15 protein-coding genes are annotated in these 14,227 nt (G+C 62.2%); 6 read left to right on the top strand and 9 right to left on the bottom strand.

Features of this window, described 5'->3' with window-relative positions; all coding sequences use genetic code 11:
- The 3 genes from ASB57_RS05415 to ASB57_RS05405 all read right to left on the bottom strand — a co-directional run bounded on the left by ASB57_RS05415 (position 1) and on the right by ASB57_RS05405 (position 1,980).
- Positions 1-792 (bottom strand): SDR family NAD(P)-dependent oxidoreductase, encoded by a 792-nt coding sequence (locus tag ASB57_RS05415; protein WP_057655931.1) that lies wholly within the window; start codon positions 790-792, stop codon positions 1-3.
- Between the two features lie 179 nt (positions 793-971).
- Positions 972-1,508, bottom strand: coding sequence for a hypothetical protein (locus ASB57_RS30935; protein WP_156414066.1), 537 nt, complete (start codon positions 1,506-1,508; stop codon positions 972-974).
- Entirely contained in the window at positions 1,498-1,980 is a 483-nt protein-coding gene (locus tag ASB57_RS05405; protein ID WP_057651210.1) for a hypothetical protein, read from the bottom strand. Before ASB57_RS05405 ends, ASB57_RS30935 begins: the two co-directional genes overlap by 11 nt.
- Before the next feature lie 188 nt (positions 1,981-2,168).
- On the opposite strand from ASB57_RS05405, the gene ASB57_RS05400 reads away from it, so the two are divergent.
- Positions 2,169-2,504, top strand: a complete 336-nt coding sequence (locus ASB57_RS05400; protein ID WP_057651208.1) for an antibiotic biosynthesis monooxygenase — start codon at positions 2,169-2,171, stop codon at positions 2,502-2,504.
- A gap of 70 nt (positions 2,505-2,574) precedes the next feature.
- A complete protein-coding gene (locus ASB57_RS05395; RefSeq protein ID WP_057651206.1) occupies positions 2,575-3,450 on the top strand; it encodes a GyrI-like domain-containing protein in 876 nt (291 codons plus the stop codon).
- Positions 3,451-3,462: 12 nt separating this feature from the next.
- Here ASB57_RS05395 and ASB57_RS05390 read toward each other — a convergent pair whose 3' ends face one another.
- Together ASB57_RS05390 and ASB57_RS05385 are read right to left on the bottom strand one after the other, a co-directional pair.
- Complete coding sequence (locus ASB57_RS05390) at positions 3,463-3,954, bottom strand: hypothetical protein (protein WP_231755345.1); 492 nt, start codon at positions 3,952-3,954, stop codon at positions 3,463-3,465.
- Positions 3,954-4,922, bottom strand: a complete 969-nt coding sequence (locus ASB57_RS05385) for a lipopolysaccharide assembly protein LapB (RefSeq protein WP_057651204.1) — start codon at positions 4,920-4,922, stop codon at positions 3,954-3,956. Before ASB57_RS05385 ends, ASB57_RS05390 begins: the two co-directional genes overlap by 1 nt.
- A gap of 133 nt (positions 4,923-5,055) precedes the next feature.
- Between ASB57_RS05385 and ASB57_RS05380 the strand changes: the two genes are divergently transcribed.
- Together ASB57_RS05380 and map are read left to right on the top strand one after the other, a co-directional pair.
- Entirely contained in the window at positions 5,056-5,268 is a 213-nt protein-coding gene (locus tag ASB57_RS05380) for a ParD-like family protein (RefSeq protein WP_057651202.1), read from the top strand.
- Positions 5,265-6,032, top strand: a complete 768-nt coding sequence (gene map, locus ASB57_RS05375; RefSeq protein WP_057651200.1) for a type I methionyl aminopeptidase — start codon at positions 5,265-5,267, stop codon at positions 6,030-6,032. The genes ASB57_RS05380 and map overlap by 4 nt, the downstream gene beginning before the upstream one ends.
- 3 nt (positions 6,033-6,035) lie before the next feature.
- Here the strand turns inward: map and ASB57_RS05370 are convergent, their stop codons facing one another.
- Both ASB57_RS05370 and ASB57_RS05365 read right to left on the bottom strand, forming a co-directional pair.
- Entirely contained in the window at positions 6,036-8,528 is a 2,493-nt protein-coding gene (locus tag ASB57_RS05370; protein WP_082621389.1) for a PAS domain-containing sensor histidine kinase, read from the bottom strand.
- A 127-nt stretch (positions 8,529-8,655) separates the two neighbouring features.
- Positions 8,656-10,425: a uracil-xanthine permease family protein gene (locus ASB57_RS05365; RefSeq protein ID WP_057651197.1), complete on the bottom strand. Its 1,770-nt coding sequence runs from the start codon at positions 10,423-10,425 to the stop codon at positions 8,656-8,658.
- A 200-nt stretch (positions 10,426-10,625) separates the two neighbouring features.
- On the opposite strand from ASB57_RS05365, the gene ASB57_RS05360 reads away from it, so the two are divergent.
- Positions 10,626-11,492, top strand: a complete 867-nt coding sequence (locus ASB57_RS05360; RefSeq protein ID WP_057655928.1) for a PhzF family phenazine biosynthesis protein — start codon at positions 10,626-10,628, stop codon at positions 11,490-11,492.
- Between the two features lie 9 nt (positions 11,493-11,501).
- Here the strand turns inward: ASB57_RS05360 and ASB57_RS31795 are convergent, their stop codons facing one another.
- Positions 11,502-12,563: a sensor domain-containing diguanylate cyclase gene (locus tag ASB57_RS31795; protein ID WP_057651195.1), complete on the bottom strand. Its 1,062-nt coding sequence runs from the start codon at positions 12,561-12,563 to the stop codon at positions 11,502-11,504.
- 307 nt (positions 12,564-12,870) lie between these two features.
- On the opposite strand from ASB57_RS31795, the gene ASB57_RS05350 reads away from it, so the two are divergent.
- On the top strand, positions 12,871-13,656 hold the full coding sequence (locus ASB57_RS05350) for a transporter substrate-binding domain-containing protein (RefSeq protein ID WP_057651192.1): 786 nt from the start codon (positions 12,871-12,873) through the stop codon (positions 13,654-13,656).
- A 4-nt stretch (positions 13,657-13,660) separates the two neighbouring features.
- Here the strand turns inward: ASB57_RS05350 and ASB57_RS05345 are convergent, their stop codons facing one another.
- Positions 13,661-14,143 (bottom strand): PaaI family thioesterase, encoded by a 483-nt coding sequence (locus ASB57_RS05345; protein WP_057651190.1) that lies wholly within the window; start codon positions 14,141-14,143, stop codon positions 13,661-13,663.
- Positions 14,144-14,227 lie beyond the last annotated feature (84 nt).

Below are 14,227 nucleotides of genomic sequence, written 5' to 3'. Positions count from 1 at the left end.
CTACATGTATCCGTTGGCGGTCCAGCCGCCGTCAGCCAGCATGGCGTGCCCGGTCACGAAGGCCGCGGCATCCGAGGCCAGAAAGCAGGCAACACCGGCGACATCCTGCGGCGTGCCAAGGCGTCCCATCGGCGTGCGCGCGCTGATACGCGCGGCGTCCAGGGCGCCCCGTTCGATCAAGCTGTCCACCAGCGCGGTGCGGATATAGCCCGGGCAGATCGCGTTGACGCGTATCCCCAATTCAGCCCATTCCACCGCCAGCGATTTGCTCAAGGCCACGACGCCAGCCTTTGCGGCGCAATAGGCGGCGCGTTCGGGCGCGGCCACCACGCCATACATGGACGCCGTGTTCAGGATCACACCGCCGCCGGACGCCTGCATCGCTCGTCCTGCTTGCTGGCAGCAATAGAACACGCCGGACAGGTCGATATCGATGGCCCTGCGCCAGTCCGCTGGCGTGAGTTCCAGCGACGGCCGGTTCATGGAAATGCCGGCGTTGTTGAGCAACACATCGACCCGGCCGAAGTGCGCCAGCACGGCCTCGAAGGCCTGGGCCACCTGGCCGTCGTCGGCTACCGAAGCCGTGACGCAGATCGTCTCGACCGCCGGATAGACCCGCTGCAATTGCGCCTGCGCCGTGGCCAGCCCGTCCGCGTCGATATCGATCAAGGCCAGCCGCGCCCCTTCGGCCGCGAAGGCATCGAGCATGGCGCGTCCCAACCCTTGCGCCGCGCCCGTACACATCACCACCCGACCAGCGTGCCTGCCGGCCGCCTCCCTGGAAATTGCCATGGCGTTGTCTCTTATGTAGGAATTATTGGCGATGTCCACGGCGCCCTGCACAGCGCACTTGCGCGCAAACCAGACATCTTGAGCGCAAGCTTATCTGCCTATCAACTTATCTGACAATAACGGGTTTACCCTGCAATAACGCATCTCTTCTTGAAATATGGTGCGGGAAGCTTGACGAGTCAGTTTGGCAGTGTGTGGATCAGCCGGATCTGATCCGCGGCTTGGCTAAGCACTTGAAAAGCCGTCTTGGGCGTGGCCGGCATAGGAGCTGGCCGATTGGTGTTGCGGTGGGCGATCCAATCCCGATATTTCTTGATCTGCTTCACCTGACCGATCTGATCAGCGTCCAAGCCGGGCTTGAACAAATCCAGAATTTCTTCGAAGCGCCAATACTCAACTTCGCCTTTGAATTTCTCTGCCAATTTGCGGGAATATTCGACGGGATGCCCCACCGCGAGCCGCTCGTTCGCGGTCTGTAGATGCTCAATGACATATCGCTCGAACGTGGCAAACAGAGCCAGGACAGCAAGATCCGATGCCTGTTTGGAGGCTTGCGCTAATGCAGCTTCCGCTTGTTCCGGTGTCGCGCCTACAAACTGCGTCCGGCGCATAGAAGGCTGATACCGTTCCCGAACCGTCTGCCTCGTGACCCTGAAGCTGTCCTGTGCTACCAGGAACGCTTGGTAGACATGCTCTAAAGAATGGTCAGAATTCATAATCGGATACGTCAGTAAACAGGTCGATAAACAAGCTTTCGTCGACGCGCTTGGCTTTGCGTACGTTTGACTCTATCCAGTACCACCCGTCGCCATCCAAGCCGCGTAGCATGCGCCTGGAAGCGTGTATCGTCTGGCCATCGACAATCGTCGCCGACTTGAATTCGGGCCCCAGACCGACGTAGAACAAGAAGGAATGGCTGGCTAGCTGCCCGACAAGATCGACGCGGCCATCCGCGGCGATCACTCTCGATCCAACCGGGACGAGTTGGGCCAAGGACAGACCGTCTTTAGAGATGTCCAACCCGGGCGCCTGGAACGCTTCCACACCCTCTTCACGCAACGTCGCGGTAAACGCGTCCGTTTGCAGGCCCTGGGATCGACACCAGCTCTCGGCGTCCCGAAGCAACGCTTCGACCCGATGGACGTATTGTTGGCTAGACGCAGATCGCGCGTCATCTAATTTCGACATTCATTCATCCCAAATGGCCCCATGAATCGTGCTGCCTCAGTAGCCAATTCACCCGCAAGAGTTCCGGCGTAATTTTATTGCCAGAACTGACGCGTGATGCTGCCTCACGATTTTCGGGCACTGCCCGATTATGATGCGGGAACTGAACGCCAGTCATCGACTCAACATCACAAAGTACCGAGGCAATCATGTCGATCGCGAAAACCAGACCAGCGCCCTATTACGCGGTGATTTTCACCTCCATTCGTACGCCGGGAGACGACGGCTACAACGATATGGCGGATGCGATGGTCGAGCTGGCGGCCAGGCAGCCCGGGTTTCTCGGGGTCGAATCCGCGCGGGAAGAGCTGGGAATCACGGTTTCTTATTGGGACAGCCTGGCGTCGATCGCCGCCTGGAAACAGAACACCAAACATCTGGCGGCGCAACGCGCGGGACAGGACAAATGGTACGAGCGCTACAAGACCCGTATCTGCCTGGTCGAGCGGGATTACGAGTTTTCGTCCTGTACACCGGAAAACTGAGCAAGCTCGGCTAGGCGCGGGACGGAGGGCTGGTTGATGATTACGCCTGTCGCACTAGCCAGTCCATTCCATGCAAACTCACGTTGACGCCACCCTTGCCTATACGAAACGCTTCGATGCGGTGCTTGCCTATATTGAAGCCAACCTCGAAGGGGACCTGGCGCTGGAAACGTTGAGCCGCGTCGCGAATTTCTCGAAGTTTCATTTCCATCGGCAATTCGCCGCCTATGTGGGCGTACCCGTCGCCCGCTACGTGCAGCTGCTGCGCTTGCGCAGGGCCGCGCATCGCCTGGCTACTCGTGATGCGTTCTGCTCGGTGCTGGATGCCGCGCTCGACGCGGGCTTCGACAGCCCCGAAGCCTTCAGCCGGGCCTTCAAACGCGCATTCGGCATGGCGCCAAGTTCCTTCCGGCGCCAGCCGAACTGGCATATCTGGAGTGCGACCTTCGTCATCCCCTATCTTTCAAGGAAATTCACCATGCAAGTCAGGATCGTCGACTTCTCGGAAACCCGCGTCGCCGCGCTGGAACACACCGGCGCTCCCGCCCTCGTCAGCGAAACCGTGCGCAAGTTCGTGGAATGGCGCAAGCAAACCGAAGAATCCCCCGTCGCTTCCAGCCGGACCTTCGGCATCCCACGCAATAATCCGGACACCACGCCGGCGGACGAGTTTCGCTTCGACATCTGCGGCGAGATAACAGCGCCGATCGCGCCGAACACCTACGGTATCCAAGACATCGTCATCCCCGGCGGGCGCTGCGCGGTGCTGCGTCACTCCGGTTCGCCCGATCTCATCAGCGAAACCATCTACCCCTTCTACCGCGACTGGCTCCCCGCCAGCGGCGAAGAACTGCGAGATCATCCCCTGTTCTTCCACTACCTGAGCGTCTTTCCGGAAACACCCCAGGACCAATGGGAAACCGACATCTACATTCCCATCGCCTAGAAAGTCCCAGACCTATCTACGCGGCCACAGCCGGCAATAGGTCTGGCTATCCTCAAGATTCGGCCCGGTACGGCCATCGGCCTGGACCACCTTGATCCAACCATTGGGGTCCGATCTGGTGGGCGTATCGCCGCAATTATTGTGGACCCAGTGGATCCCGCCTTTAAACGGAATCCCGCAGACCTCAAGCCGATCACCCACTGAAATCGTGTCCAAAGGCGCCGGCACGGCTTTCGAATTCGGCCGGTAGCCCGACGCGAATACATTGTCGATCGCCACGTCGTAGGCCTCGCCCGCCTTGTCCCGCAAGGTCAGATGCGTATGCGACAGCTCGACGCCTTTCTTATACATGCCGTGCTTGAATTTCGGCGCCGTCACGACTTCCCCAACGAGCAGCTTCCCACCCGCCGCCCGGCATTCCCGCGGGTCGCTGGCATGGGCGCCAGCCGACAGAAGACTCAGCGCCAGAAAAACCCCGGCAAGGGCATGGGCCTTAGCCATCATCACGTCCAGTCGTCGTCGGAGCTGCCGCCCCCGCTATCCCACGAATCGCCGCCCCCGCTGTCGTTGGAGGAATCGCTGTTATTCCACGGATAGTCGATATTCCACGTCTGGCCATCGCCACTGTCGTTGTTCTTCAACTTGCGCGTCGGATCATCATCGTCCCAGCCACCCGCATCGCGCAGTCCGAAGTCCTTTCCACCCATGTCGTAGCCGGCATCGCCGCCATTCTGCGCCGCGCCAGTATCGACCCCGGTGCCCGCTGCGCCAGCTGATCCACCGTGCAACACGCGATTCATCAAGGCCTCACCGGCAACCACACCAGCGCCAACCGCCGCGCCCGTGGCCAGGCCGCCCATGATGCCCGAGCCCAAACCGCCCGCGCTTTGACCCGGCGCCACGCCACCGGGATAGCCATAACCGCCTTGAGGACCCCCAGGTGGCGGGCCGCCATAAGGCGTGGCCCGCATGCCACCGCCATAATCATAGGGGCCCTGCTGGTTCGCCGCCGCATAAGCCGCCCGACGACGCGCTTGCAGCACCAGGGAGGCGACGATCACCAGCGCCGCGATACCCAGCACCATCCCCCAGGGGATGCCGCCAAACGTACCGCGCGCATGAGACGCGCCACTCCCCGACGAAATCAAGGTTCGCAGTTCGTCCACCGCGCCAGGCTTGGCGAAACGCTGATTGGGATCCAGACGCAGCGCGGTATTCAATTCAGCCTGCGCCTGCTGCAGCTTGCCCTGCTTGCCCAGCAATTCCGCTTCGACGAAATGCGCCTTGGCGCTATTCGGATGATCGCGCAGGATCTGGTCCATCATCTCCTGGGCTTGCTTCAAATTACCCGCCTGGGCGGCCTGGTAAACCTGGTCCGGCGTCGCATCCGCGGCCAGGACGCTGCCGCTGAACAGCAGGCAGGCGGCCAGCACCAGCGATCCCGCCAAGGATTTCGAATGTGTGGGGTACATAGTGAGCCCTCCAATAACCCCTCATAAGATAGGGCTGAACCCCGGAAGTTCAACCCGTGGCAATGTCCTCCCCCTTGTCACGGCCTGCACAAGGAGTATATGATTCGTATACGTTTCATATAAAGACAGGCATATGGGCATCGTAAACATCGACGACGAGCTGCACGACCAGATCCGCAAGGCCAGCAGCGTTTCGTGCCGATCCATCAACGCGCAGGCCGCGTTCTGGATCAAGATCGGCATGCTGTGCGAAACGAATCCGACGCAAAGTTTCAACGACATCGTGGCGCGGGAATTACGCGCGGCGGGCGTGATCCCGCAGGCGGTCAGGGCCGCGGCGGCATGATCAAGCAACCCGAAGAAATCGCCCTGATGGCCAAGTCGGGCGAATTGCTCGCCCAGGTCTTCACCCGCCTCGACAGCTTGAACCTGATCGGCATGTCCACCATGCAGGTCAACGACCTGGTCGACAGTTTCATCGTCAACGAGCTGAAATCCCGTCCCGCCAGCAAAGGCCAGTATGGCTACGCCTACGCGCTCAACTCGTCGCGCAACAAGGTCGTCTGCCACGGCGTCCCCTCGCCGACAGAGATCCTGGCCAATGGCGACATCGTCAATTTCGACATCACGCTGGAAGCCAACGGCTATATCGCGGACTCCAGCAAAACCTATCTGGTCGGCGAAGTGGCGGCGCCCGCCCAGCGCCTGGTGGCCGTCACCTACGAAGCCTTATGGAAAGACATCAATGCCGTGCGGCCCGGCGCCCGGCTGGGTGACATCGGCTATGCCATCGAGCGGCACGCCAGGAAGAACGGATATTCCGTCGTTCGCGAATATTGCGGCCATGGCATCGGCCGCGAAATGCACGAGGCGCCTGAAGTCCTGCATTGGGGCAAACCGAAAACCGGCCTGATGCTGCGCGAAGACATGGTGTTTACCATCGAACCCATGATCAATCAGGGCAAGCATACCGTCGAAACCGAGGATGACGGCTGGACCGTGGTCACCAGCGACGGCAAGCTGTCCGCGCAGTTCGAGCACACGGTAGCCGTCACTCGCAACGGCGTGCGCGTGTTGACCCTGCGCCCGGGCGAGAAAAAACCCGCGTGATTCCTACGCCAGTATCGTGCGTATCCGCTCTGCCAATACGTCGATCGAGAATGGCTTGGTCAGCAGGCCCATATTCGGCGCCAGCTGGCCATTGCCGATGACGGCGCTTTCGGCATACCCGGTAATGAAAAGCACCCGCAGCCGTGGATGTAATTGCAACGCCGCATCCGCCACCTGGCGGCCATTCATGCCGCCCGGCAAACCCACGTCCGTGATCAACAGGTTCACGTCGGGATAATCCCGCAGCATCCGCAAGGCGCCGGGACCGTCCGCCGCCTCGACCACGCCAAAACCCAACTCCTGCGCGACCTCCACCACCAGCATTCTGACTGAAGGCTCATCGTCGACGACGAGCACACTGCCGGCATCCTTGGCGCCATCCGCATTCAGTATGGACACCGGGGACAACTGCGCACCCTCATCCGCCTCCGCCTCCGTCAAATGGCGCGGCAGATAGATGCATATGGTCGTGCCCACACCGACTTCACTCGTGATCTGGACCTGGCCGCCGGATTGGCGCGCGAAGCCATAAACCATGGACAGCCCCAGTCCGGTGCCCTCCCCCAGCGGCTTGGTCGTGAAGAATGGATCGAAGGCGCGTGCCGCCACTTCCGGCGACATCCCCGTGCCGGCATCGGTCACCCGAATCGAAACATAATGACCCGGCGGAAGATCGCGGGCTTGCCCTCCGGCCTTATCCAGTTCCTCGTTGCCCGCCTCGATGGTGATGCGGCCGCCATCCGGCATCGCGTCCCGCGCATTGATGCACAGGTTGACGATGGAATTCTCCAACTGATTGGGATCGACCAAGGTGGTCCAGACGCCTGTCTTGCCGATGGTCTCGACTTCGACTTGCGGCCCCACGGTGCGCCGGATCAATTCCTCGATATCGAAAATGAGCCGATTGGCATTCACCGGCTTGGGATCCAGGGTCTGCCGGCGCGAAAACGCCAGCAGGCGGTGGGTCAGCGCGGCAGCGCGCCGCACCGCCCCCTGCGCAGCGGTCGAGTAGCGTTCCAGTTCACCGACGCGGCCTTGCGCCAGACGTAGCTGCATCAGTTGAAGGGCGCCCGAAATGCCCGCCAACATATTATTGAAGTCGTGCGCCAGGCCACCGGTGAGCTGACCGACGGCTTCCATTTTCTGAGCTTGCCGCAGCGCGTCCTCGGCCCGATCGCGCTCAGCGGTCTTGGCTTCGACTTCTTCAAGCAATCGCCGGCGATCTTCCTCCAGCTGGCGCTCGACGGCCTTGCGCGCGGAGACGTCCAACATCGCGCCGACCATGCGCAGCGGCTTGCCGGCGCTGTCACGCAGCACATAGCCGCGGTCCAGCACATCGGCATAGCTGCCATCCGCGCGCTCGAAGCGGTATTCATCGTTCCAGTCAGGCGTGCTGGAATCGATGGCGCCGTGAATGCTGCGCACGATACGTTCGCGATCGTCGACATGGATATGCGCGATCCACCAGGCACCCGTAGGTTCGATATCCTCCAATCGGTGACCATAGGCAGCCTGCAGCGCGATATTCCACGTGACTTGATTGGTCCGCAGATCCCAATCCCACACCGCGTCGTTGGTCGCCCGCCCCGCCAGCCGCAGTCTTTCCTCCACTTCAAGCAAGGCCGCCCGCGACGCATGGGCATCCGTCACATCGGCAGCGGTACCGAACCATTCGATGATTTCACCATCCAGGCCACGCACGGCGATGGCCCGGGAAAACGTCCAGCCCTCGCTGCCATCGGCGCGCCGCACCCGGTGTTCCAGTTCGTACACGCCCTCGCTGGCGATGGCTTGCGCCACCACATTCAAAATCGTGTGCCTGTCCTCCGGATACAGATACTCCTCGGCCCATTTGACCGTGGGCGCATCGGTATCGGTGATGAAGCCGCGCCCTTCAAGCCGCCGCATCTCGGCCCAGTCCGGACTCATGGTGTAGATGACATCCGAACTGGCGCGCACCAGCGCGCTCAGGCGCTTTTCATTTTCCCGCAGAGACGCATTGGCCTCGTCCCGTTCCTGTTCGGCGCGTTCGGCGCGCTTGCGCTCCGTCGCATCCAGCGTGACGTTGAGCAGTCCGGCGACCGCGCCGGACTCGTCCCGCACCGGTGAATAAGAAAAATTCCACCACGTATCCTCCCGATAGCCGCGTCGCGTCATCACCAGGGGCATGTTGTCGAACTTCACCGTCTCGCCGGCGAAGACCTGCTCCACCAGCGGCTCGATCTCGTCCCAGACGTCGGGCCAGGCATCCTTGAACGGCACGCCCAGCGCGGCCGGATGACGGGTGCCCAGCATGGGGGCATAAGCATCGTTGTAGAGGATGATGCGCTCGGGGCCCCAAGCCAGCTGCATGGCATGGCCGGAGCCCAGGATGATGTCGACGGCGGTCTTCAAGCTTTGCGGCCACGTCTCGATCGCACCCAGCGGCGTTGAAGCCCAGTCGTAACGGCGAACCAGATCCGCCATGCAAGGGGCTTCGGTCGTCGCTGTGGGCATCCTGCTCATCCTAAAGGAAAGATTTCGCTATTCCGCGACGCGTCCCAAATATTGGCGCGACGCCGATGCCATTCTATTCCGGAAAAGCCCATGCTCATGACGAGCATTCAGGCCGCGATCATGCCCATCAATGATCGAAATGCAGCAGCAGATTCCCCTCCCCACCGCGCGATCCATTCACGACCCGATCCGCCCAGTGCCGCACCAGCGTGCTCGACACCCGCGCCACCGCTTCTTCTATGGCGGCATCGAAACCCTGATCATCCAGGTCCTCGACCGACCACTGCGGATTCGCTACGCCCTGCTTGCTTGGCAGCACCAGCGCCGGCCCCTCGTACAACAGTTCGATATCGAAGTTGAATTCATCGAACATCCCACGTATCCCGCGCAGATGCCGGCGCTCATCCTGCTGCAGGACGTCCACGGCTTCCAGCGCGGCCATGGCGGCCCGCTGTACGACGTCACGGCGCGCACCCCATGCGCCGCCCTGGCGTTCGACAAAAGCGATGACCTGTTCTCCGATGGGCGTTTCGCCGGGTTCAAAAGCGCGATGCACCTGCCGCGCCGTACCCAGGCGAAAGAGCAGATTCAGGACGATCGCCGTGATCCCGGACACGATGAAGCCGCTGCCCACCAGCAACTGCATGGAATCCGGAGCATGCCTGGGCATGGACGGAATGAACATCACCGCCAGCCCGGCGCACAAGGACAGCCCCACCGTGAAAATCCCGCGGCTGTCCACGGCCCGTGAGGCAATCAGCTCGATGCCGGAAACGATCAGGAAGGCCGCCGCATACAACTCCACCGCGCCCAGGACGGCGGTGGGGATCAAGGTCAGGGCCAGGGTGACCTGCGGCAGGAACGCGATGGCGGCCATCAGCACCGCCGTCAGCAGGCCGATCCGCCGTGCCGTCGAGCGCGTGGCATGGCATAGCGCGATATTGGCCGAGGAAATCGCCGTGGGATAGCCGCCCAGCAGGCTGCCCAACATATCGCCCAGGCCGTTGGCCTGGACCCCGCGGCCGATGCTGCGCATGTCGGCGCGACGCCATTCGGCATCCTCGATCTTCTCCATCATGATGACGCTGCCCACGGTGTCCAGCTGGGACAATATGGCGATCAACGCCGCCGCGAGCAAGAGGTCCGACGTCACCGAAAAATCAGGCGGATGGACCGCCGGCAGCGCCATCCACGGCGCCTGCGCCAGAGCCTCGCCCCCCTGGATCTGGCCGAACAGGGCCGCCATCAGCACGCCTGCACCGATGCCAAGCAATAACGCCAGCAAGCGCACCCCGCGCGCGCCCCATACCGAACACAGGACGATCACACCCAGGGTGACACCGGCGATGGCCAGGCTTGTACCGTCGATGCCGCCCTCGGCATCCAGGCCCAGCGCATGGCGCACCGACACGCCTATCAGCGAGATACCGACGAAGCACACCACCACGCCGGCAACCGTGGGGGGAAACACGGCCCGCAGCCGCTGCATCAGGGGGCTGATCGCCAGGGCCACCAGACCGCCGACAAAGGTCAGGGTGGCCATGCCGCCCATGCCATGGCGCTGCATGGCGATGGCGGCGAAGGTGATCATGAAGGGATTCGGCATGTGGACCAGCAGGCGGCCCGCGCCCAGCCGGCCGCCCCAGGCCTGCATGGCGGTCGCCAACGCCATGCCGATCAAGGTGACCGACAGCAGCGATTGCGTATCCGCCGTATTCAGCTGCGCGCTGCGCGCGGCGGCCAGCAGATAGGCAATCAAGGCCAGGGCCGTCGCCAGGTGTTGCACCGCAAGCAGCGCCGCCGTCGTGGGCGGAAGACGATCGTCAGCGCCGTAGATCAGATCAGTGGGACGCCGGCGCGGCGGGGGAACGACAGGTGGCAGTATCGTCTTAGGCATATCGCTCCAGGGTTAGGCCGGCAAACCGCGATTCTATTACCAGCATCGACCTTCGTCTTCAATCAGTCTGACTCAGATCTTGCTGCGCTTTTTACGCTATTTGGGATGCGCTATTTGGGATGCTCAATTTGGAACGCGCTATTCAGGATGCGTGGATTCCTCCTTACAATGGCTCGTCCCAACATTTGCCCTCTTCCGCCATGGCTACCTACGCTTTCCGCCTTCTCAATGTCTTTGCCGAATCGACGTTCGGCGGCAATCAGCTGTGCGTGTTCGAAGACGGGCGTGGATTGGATGACGCCTCCATGCTGGCGCTGACGCTGCAGTTCAATCTGTCGGAAACCACCTTCATCCTGCCGTCGGACCAGGCCGACGCGCGGGTGCGCATCTTCACGCCAGGCTATGAGATGCGCTTCGCCGGCCATCCCACCTTGGGCACCTCGCAGGTCGTGCGCGCGCTGCGCGGCACGGGCCAGTCACTGAAGCTGGAATTCCTGGCCGGCGTCGTGCCCGTGTGGGCGCAGGACGACGTCTGGACGTTTACCGCGCCGCAAGACGGCCCCGTCAAGCATCGGGCCGAGCCCACGCCGGCGGCGGAACTGGCCGTGATGCTGGGCCTGAGGGAAGATGACCTGCTGGATACGCCGCGCTGGATCGATACCGGCGCCGATCAGTTGCTGGTCCCCGTGCGCAGCGCCGACGCGGTGCGGCGCGCGGCACCGGGCGCCAGCTTCGACGCCTGGCCGGCCAGCAGCCTGGGCCGCAAGACGGCCTATGTGTTTGCGTTTGAACAGGAGCCCGCCGGCGACCAGCCGGGCCAGGTGCTGGCGCGCTACTTTTTCAGCAAGGGCGGCGCGGTCGTGGAAGACCCGGGTACCGGCTCGGCCTGCGCCAACCTGGGCGGCTGGCTGGTGCAACAGGGGCGCACCCTGCCCGCCAGCTATCGCGTCAGCCAGGGCGAGGCAGTCGGCCGTCCCTGCACGCTGCGTCTGCACGTGACCGAGGATCAACAGGTGCAGGTGGGTGGCCGTGTCATCGAGATCGGCCGTGGCACGGTGACAATCTGAACGCCACCCCTAGCGGATCTCCGCGACCCCTTCCTTGCGGCCGCGCTTGATTTCATACATGCGCCGGTCGGCCAGGCGCACGGCGGCTTCCGCGGACAGCTCCCGGGGATCTATTGCGACCACGCCGGCGCTGGCGCCGCCATAGTCGATGTCATGCGACAGCACGCGATAACGCCCGGTGGTCGACTCGATCAGGCGACTCTGCACGGTCAGGACGGTGCGCGCGACCGGCGCGGCATCGCCCACCGCCATGCCGTCGCCGTCGTCGGAGTCGTCCAGCTTGGGGCCCGGGCCGACGAACAGGAATTCGTCGCCGCCCATGCGTCCCACCAGATCGCTGGAACGGATGCCGCCCATCAGGCGCCGGGCGATTTCCTGCAGGAACAGATCGCCGGCCTGGTGGCCATAGGTGTCGTTGATGGCCTTGAAGCCATCCAGGTCCAGCATGCCCACGATCACGCTGCTGTTGCCACGGCGCCCGCGCGACATCAGCCGCTCAAGCTCGTCGTAGAGGGCGCGCCGGTTGGGTAAGCCGGTCAAGGCGTCCGTCAGGGCATAGGACGTCAGGCGTTCATTGGCGGTCTGCAGCTGTTGCACAAGTTGTTCGCGCTGGACGAACATGCCGACCAGATTGGAAAACAGATGCAGCAAGCCTTCCGTTTCGGGGTGCAGGGGCCGGCGCGCCGCGCTGCACGCGCACAGGGTGCCCAGTAGCTCACCCTGCTCGTTGCGGATCGGTGAACTGAGGTAGGTCTTGATACCCAGGGCGCGCGCGGCGTCCGAATCCCCCCACCTGCCGGGGACATCGTCCGTGTACATCACGCCATCGTCGAGTGCACGCTTGCACAGCGTGTCGCTCCATGGGACCGACATACCTTCTGGAATATTCAAGTCGCCCACATTGCGCGAATAACGGGTTTGCTGGACTCCCTTTTCCAAGTCGATCGACGTCAGAAAAGTGGACTCCAATCCCGTTGCTTCGCCCAACATCTGCAAAATCGGTCGCGCCAATTCGTTCAGGGACTTTGCCTGCGGCAGCGTAGTAGAAAGTTGGGAAAGGATGCTATCCAAGACTCACCTTGCATACAAACAAGACGAGTCGACTGTAACGCATAACAATCTCAAATCTGCTTGCACGTAATCCGGGAAATGGGTCTCAAACCAAGGGCTAGCCCGGGCTGTTTTGTCCGCGGACCCTGGATTACCATGGGTCGGCGTGAAAATCGGGGAAATAGGAATTGTCAGATTCTCAGAAAACTTCTGACAATATCGACCCTAACCTTGCACGCCAGGAACAATTTATTTCGCCAATTCAAGCACATCTGGCTTGCAAGGCACGCCATTTACCTTATTCCGGACTTGCACCTGGACCCTGGCCATGAAAATTCAAACGATCGCCGCATTGCTGTTATCGACCGCAGGCTTTGCCGCCCACGCCCAATCGACACAGGCCACGCCAGGTACGCTGGCACGCGTCACCCAAAGCGCCACATTGCGGGTCTGCACGCCGGGGGACTACAAACCCTTCAGCTTCCAGCACGCACCGGGCGAATTTGAAGGCCTCGATATCGACCTGGCGCAATCGCTGGCGGCGTCCCTGAATGCCAAGCCGCAGTTCATCAAGACCACCTGGGCCAATCTGCTGCCCGACTTCGTGGCCGGCAAATGCGATATCGCGGTGGGCGGTATATCCGTTTCGCTTGAACGCCAGAAACAGGCTTATTTCAGCGCGCCTTATATGATCAATGGCAAGACGCCGATTACCCGCTGCGAGAATGTGGCAATGTACCAGAGCATCGGCGCCATCGACCAGCCCGACGTGCGCGTGATTTTCAACCCGGGCGGCAGCAACGAGAAATTCGCGCGTACCAAACTGTCGCACGCCAAGCTGACCCTGCATGGCGAGAACGTCACCATCTTCGACGAAATTATCAAGGGCAACGCGGACGTCTTCGTCACCGAGGCGGCCGAGGCGATCGCCCAAAGCAAACTGCATCCCGAATTGTGCGCGGTCAATCCCGACAAGCCTCTGCAGTATGCCGAGATGGCCTATCTGCTGCCCAGCGGCGACGAGGTCTTCAAGAAGTACGTGGACCAGTGGCTGCACTTGAGCCAGGCCAATGGCGAATATGGGGCGTTGAGCGCGAAGTGGCTAGGCAAGTAATCCGCTAACGCCCTTTGGCGCCGTCGCCGCGCAGGGTCATCACCACGCTGGCGACGGTGGCCACCGGTTTGCCGTCCTCGCGCAGGATGTCGCACACATAGTGGCTGACGGTGCGCCCCCCATGCGCCACGCGGGCGTGGGCCCGCAAACGCTCCCGCCAGACGGGCCGCAGGAAGGTCGCCCGCAGGTCGATGCTGGTGAAAGACTCGCCCTCCTGCATCAGGGTGGAATGCGCCGTGCCGATGGCGGCGTCCGCCAGCTCGCACAGCATGCCGCCATGTACCGTGCCTTGTTGATTGCCATGCCGGGCAGCGTCCGCGTCCAGCTCGATCACGGCCATCGCAGGTCCTACATCGACAAGGCGGAAATCCAGTAACTGGGAAATCGCGGTGGGATAGCGCATCGACGTCCGTGCACCGGCGGGCAAGGCGCCGTCGATCTGGCGGCGGAGAAAATCCAGGACGGGTAGAGCCGCGGGCATATCCATGCCGTCTCCAAGACCAGGGTGGATGATTCCCGTAGCGTAGCGGCGTAGACTATGACAATCAAAAAATTGTCCTAGGGACGTCCA

The sequence above is a fragment of the Bordetella sp. N genome, from assembly GCF_001433395.1.
Classification (GTDB): Bacteria; Pseudomonadota; Gammaproteobacteria; order Burkholderiales; family Burkholderiaceae_B; genus Bordetella_C.
Note: the sequence above shows the minus strand (reverse complement) of the source record. Positions and strands in the feature narration are given on the sequence as shown.

Bases quoted from the DNA above. Each gene is read 5' to 3' on its own strand.
- ASB57_RS05415 (WP_057655931.1), bottom strand. From the start codon at position 792: ATGGCAATTTCCAGGGAGGCGGCCGGCAGGCACGCTGGTCGGGTGGTG.
- ASB57_RS30935 (WP_156414066.1), bottom strand. From the start codon at position 1,508: ATGAATTCTGACCATTCTTTAGAGCATGTCTACCAAGCGTTCCTGGTA.
- ASB57_RS05405 (WP_057651210.1), bottom strand. From the start codon at position 1,980: ATGTCGAAATTAGATGACGCGCGATCTGCGTCTAGCCAACAATACGTC.
- ASB57_RS05400 (WP_057651208.1), top strand. From the start codon at position 2,169: ATGTCGATCGCGAAAACCAGACCAGCGCCCTATTACGCGGTGATTTTC.
- ASB57_RS05395 (WP_057651206.1), top strand. From the start codon at position 2,575: ATGCAAACTCACGTTGACGCCACCCTTGCCTATACGAAACGCTTCGAT.
- ASB57_RS05390 (WP_231755345.1), bottom strand. From the start codon at position 3,954: ATGATGGCTAAGGCCCATGCCCTTGCCGGGGTTTTTCTGGCGCTGAGT.
- ASB57_RS05385 (WP_057651204.1), bottom strand. From the start codon at position 4,922: ATGTACCCCACACATTCGAAATCCTTGGCGGGATCGCTGGTGCTGGCC.
- ASB57_RS05380 (WP_057651202.1), top strand. From the start codon at position 5,056: ATGGGCATCGTAAACATCGACGACGAGCTGCACGACCAGATCCGCAAG.
- map (WP_057651200.1), top strand. From the start codon at position 5,265: ATGATCAAGCAACCCGAAGAAATCGCCCTGATGGCCAAGTCGGGCGAA.
- ASB57_RS05370 (WP_082621389.1), bottom strand. From the start codon at position 8,528: ATGCCCACAGCGACGACCGAAGCCCCTTGCATGGCGGATCTGGTTCGC.
- ASB57_RS05365 (WP_057651197.1), bottom strand. From the start codon at position 10,425: ATGCCTAAGACGATACTGCCACCTGTCGTTCCCCCGCCGCGCCGGCGT.
- ASB57_RS05360 (WP_057655928.1), top strand. From the start codon at position 10,626: ATGGCTACCTACGCTTTCCGCCTTCTCAATGTCTTTGCCGAATCGACG.
- ASB57_RS05350 (WP_057651192.1), top strand. From the start codon at position 12,871: ATGAAAATTCAAACGATCGCCGCATTGCTGTTATCGACCGCAGGCTTT.
- ASB57_RS05345 (WP_057651190.1), bottom strand. From the start codon at position 14,143: ATGGATATGCCCGCGGCTCTACCCGTCCTGGATTTTCTCCGCCGCCAG.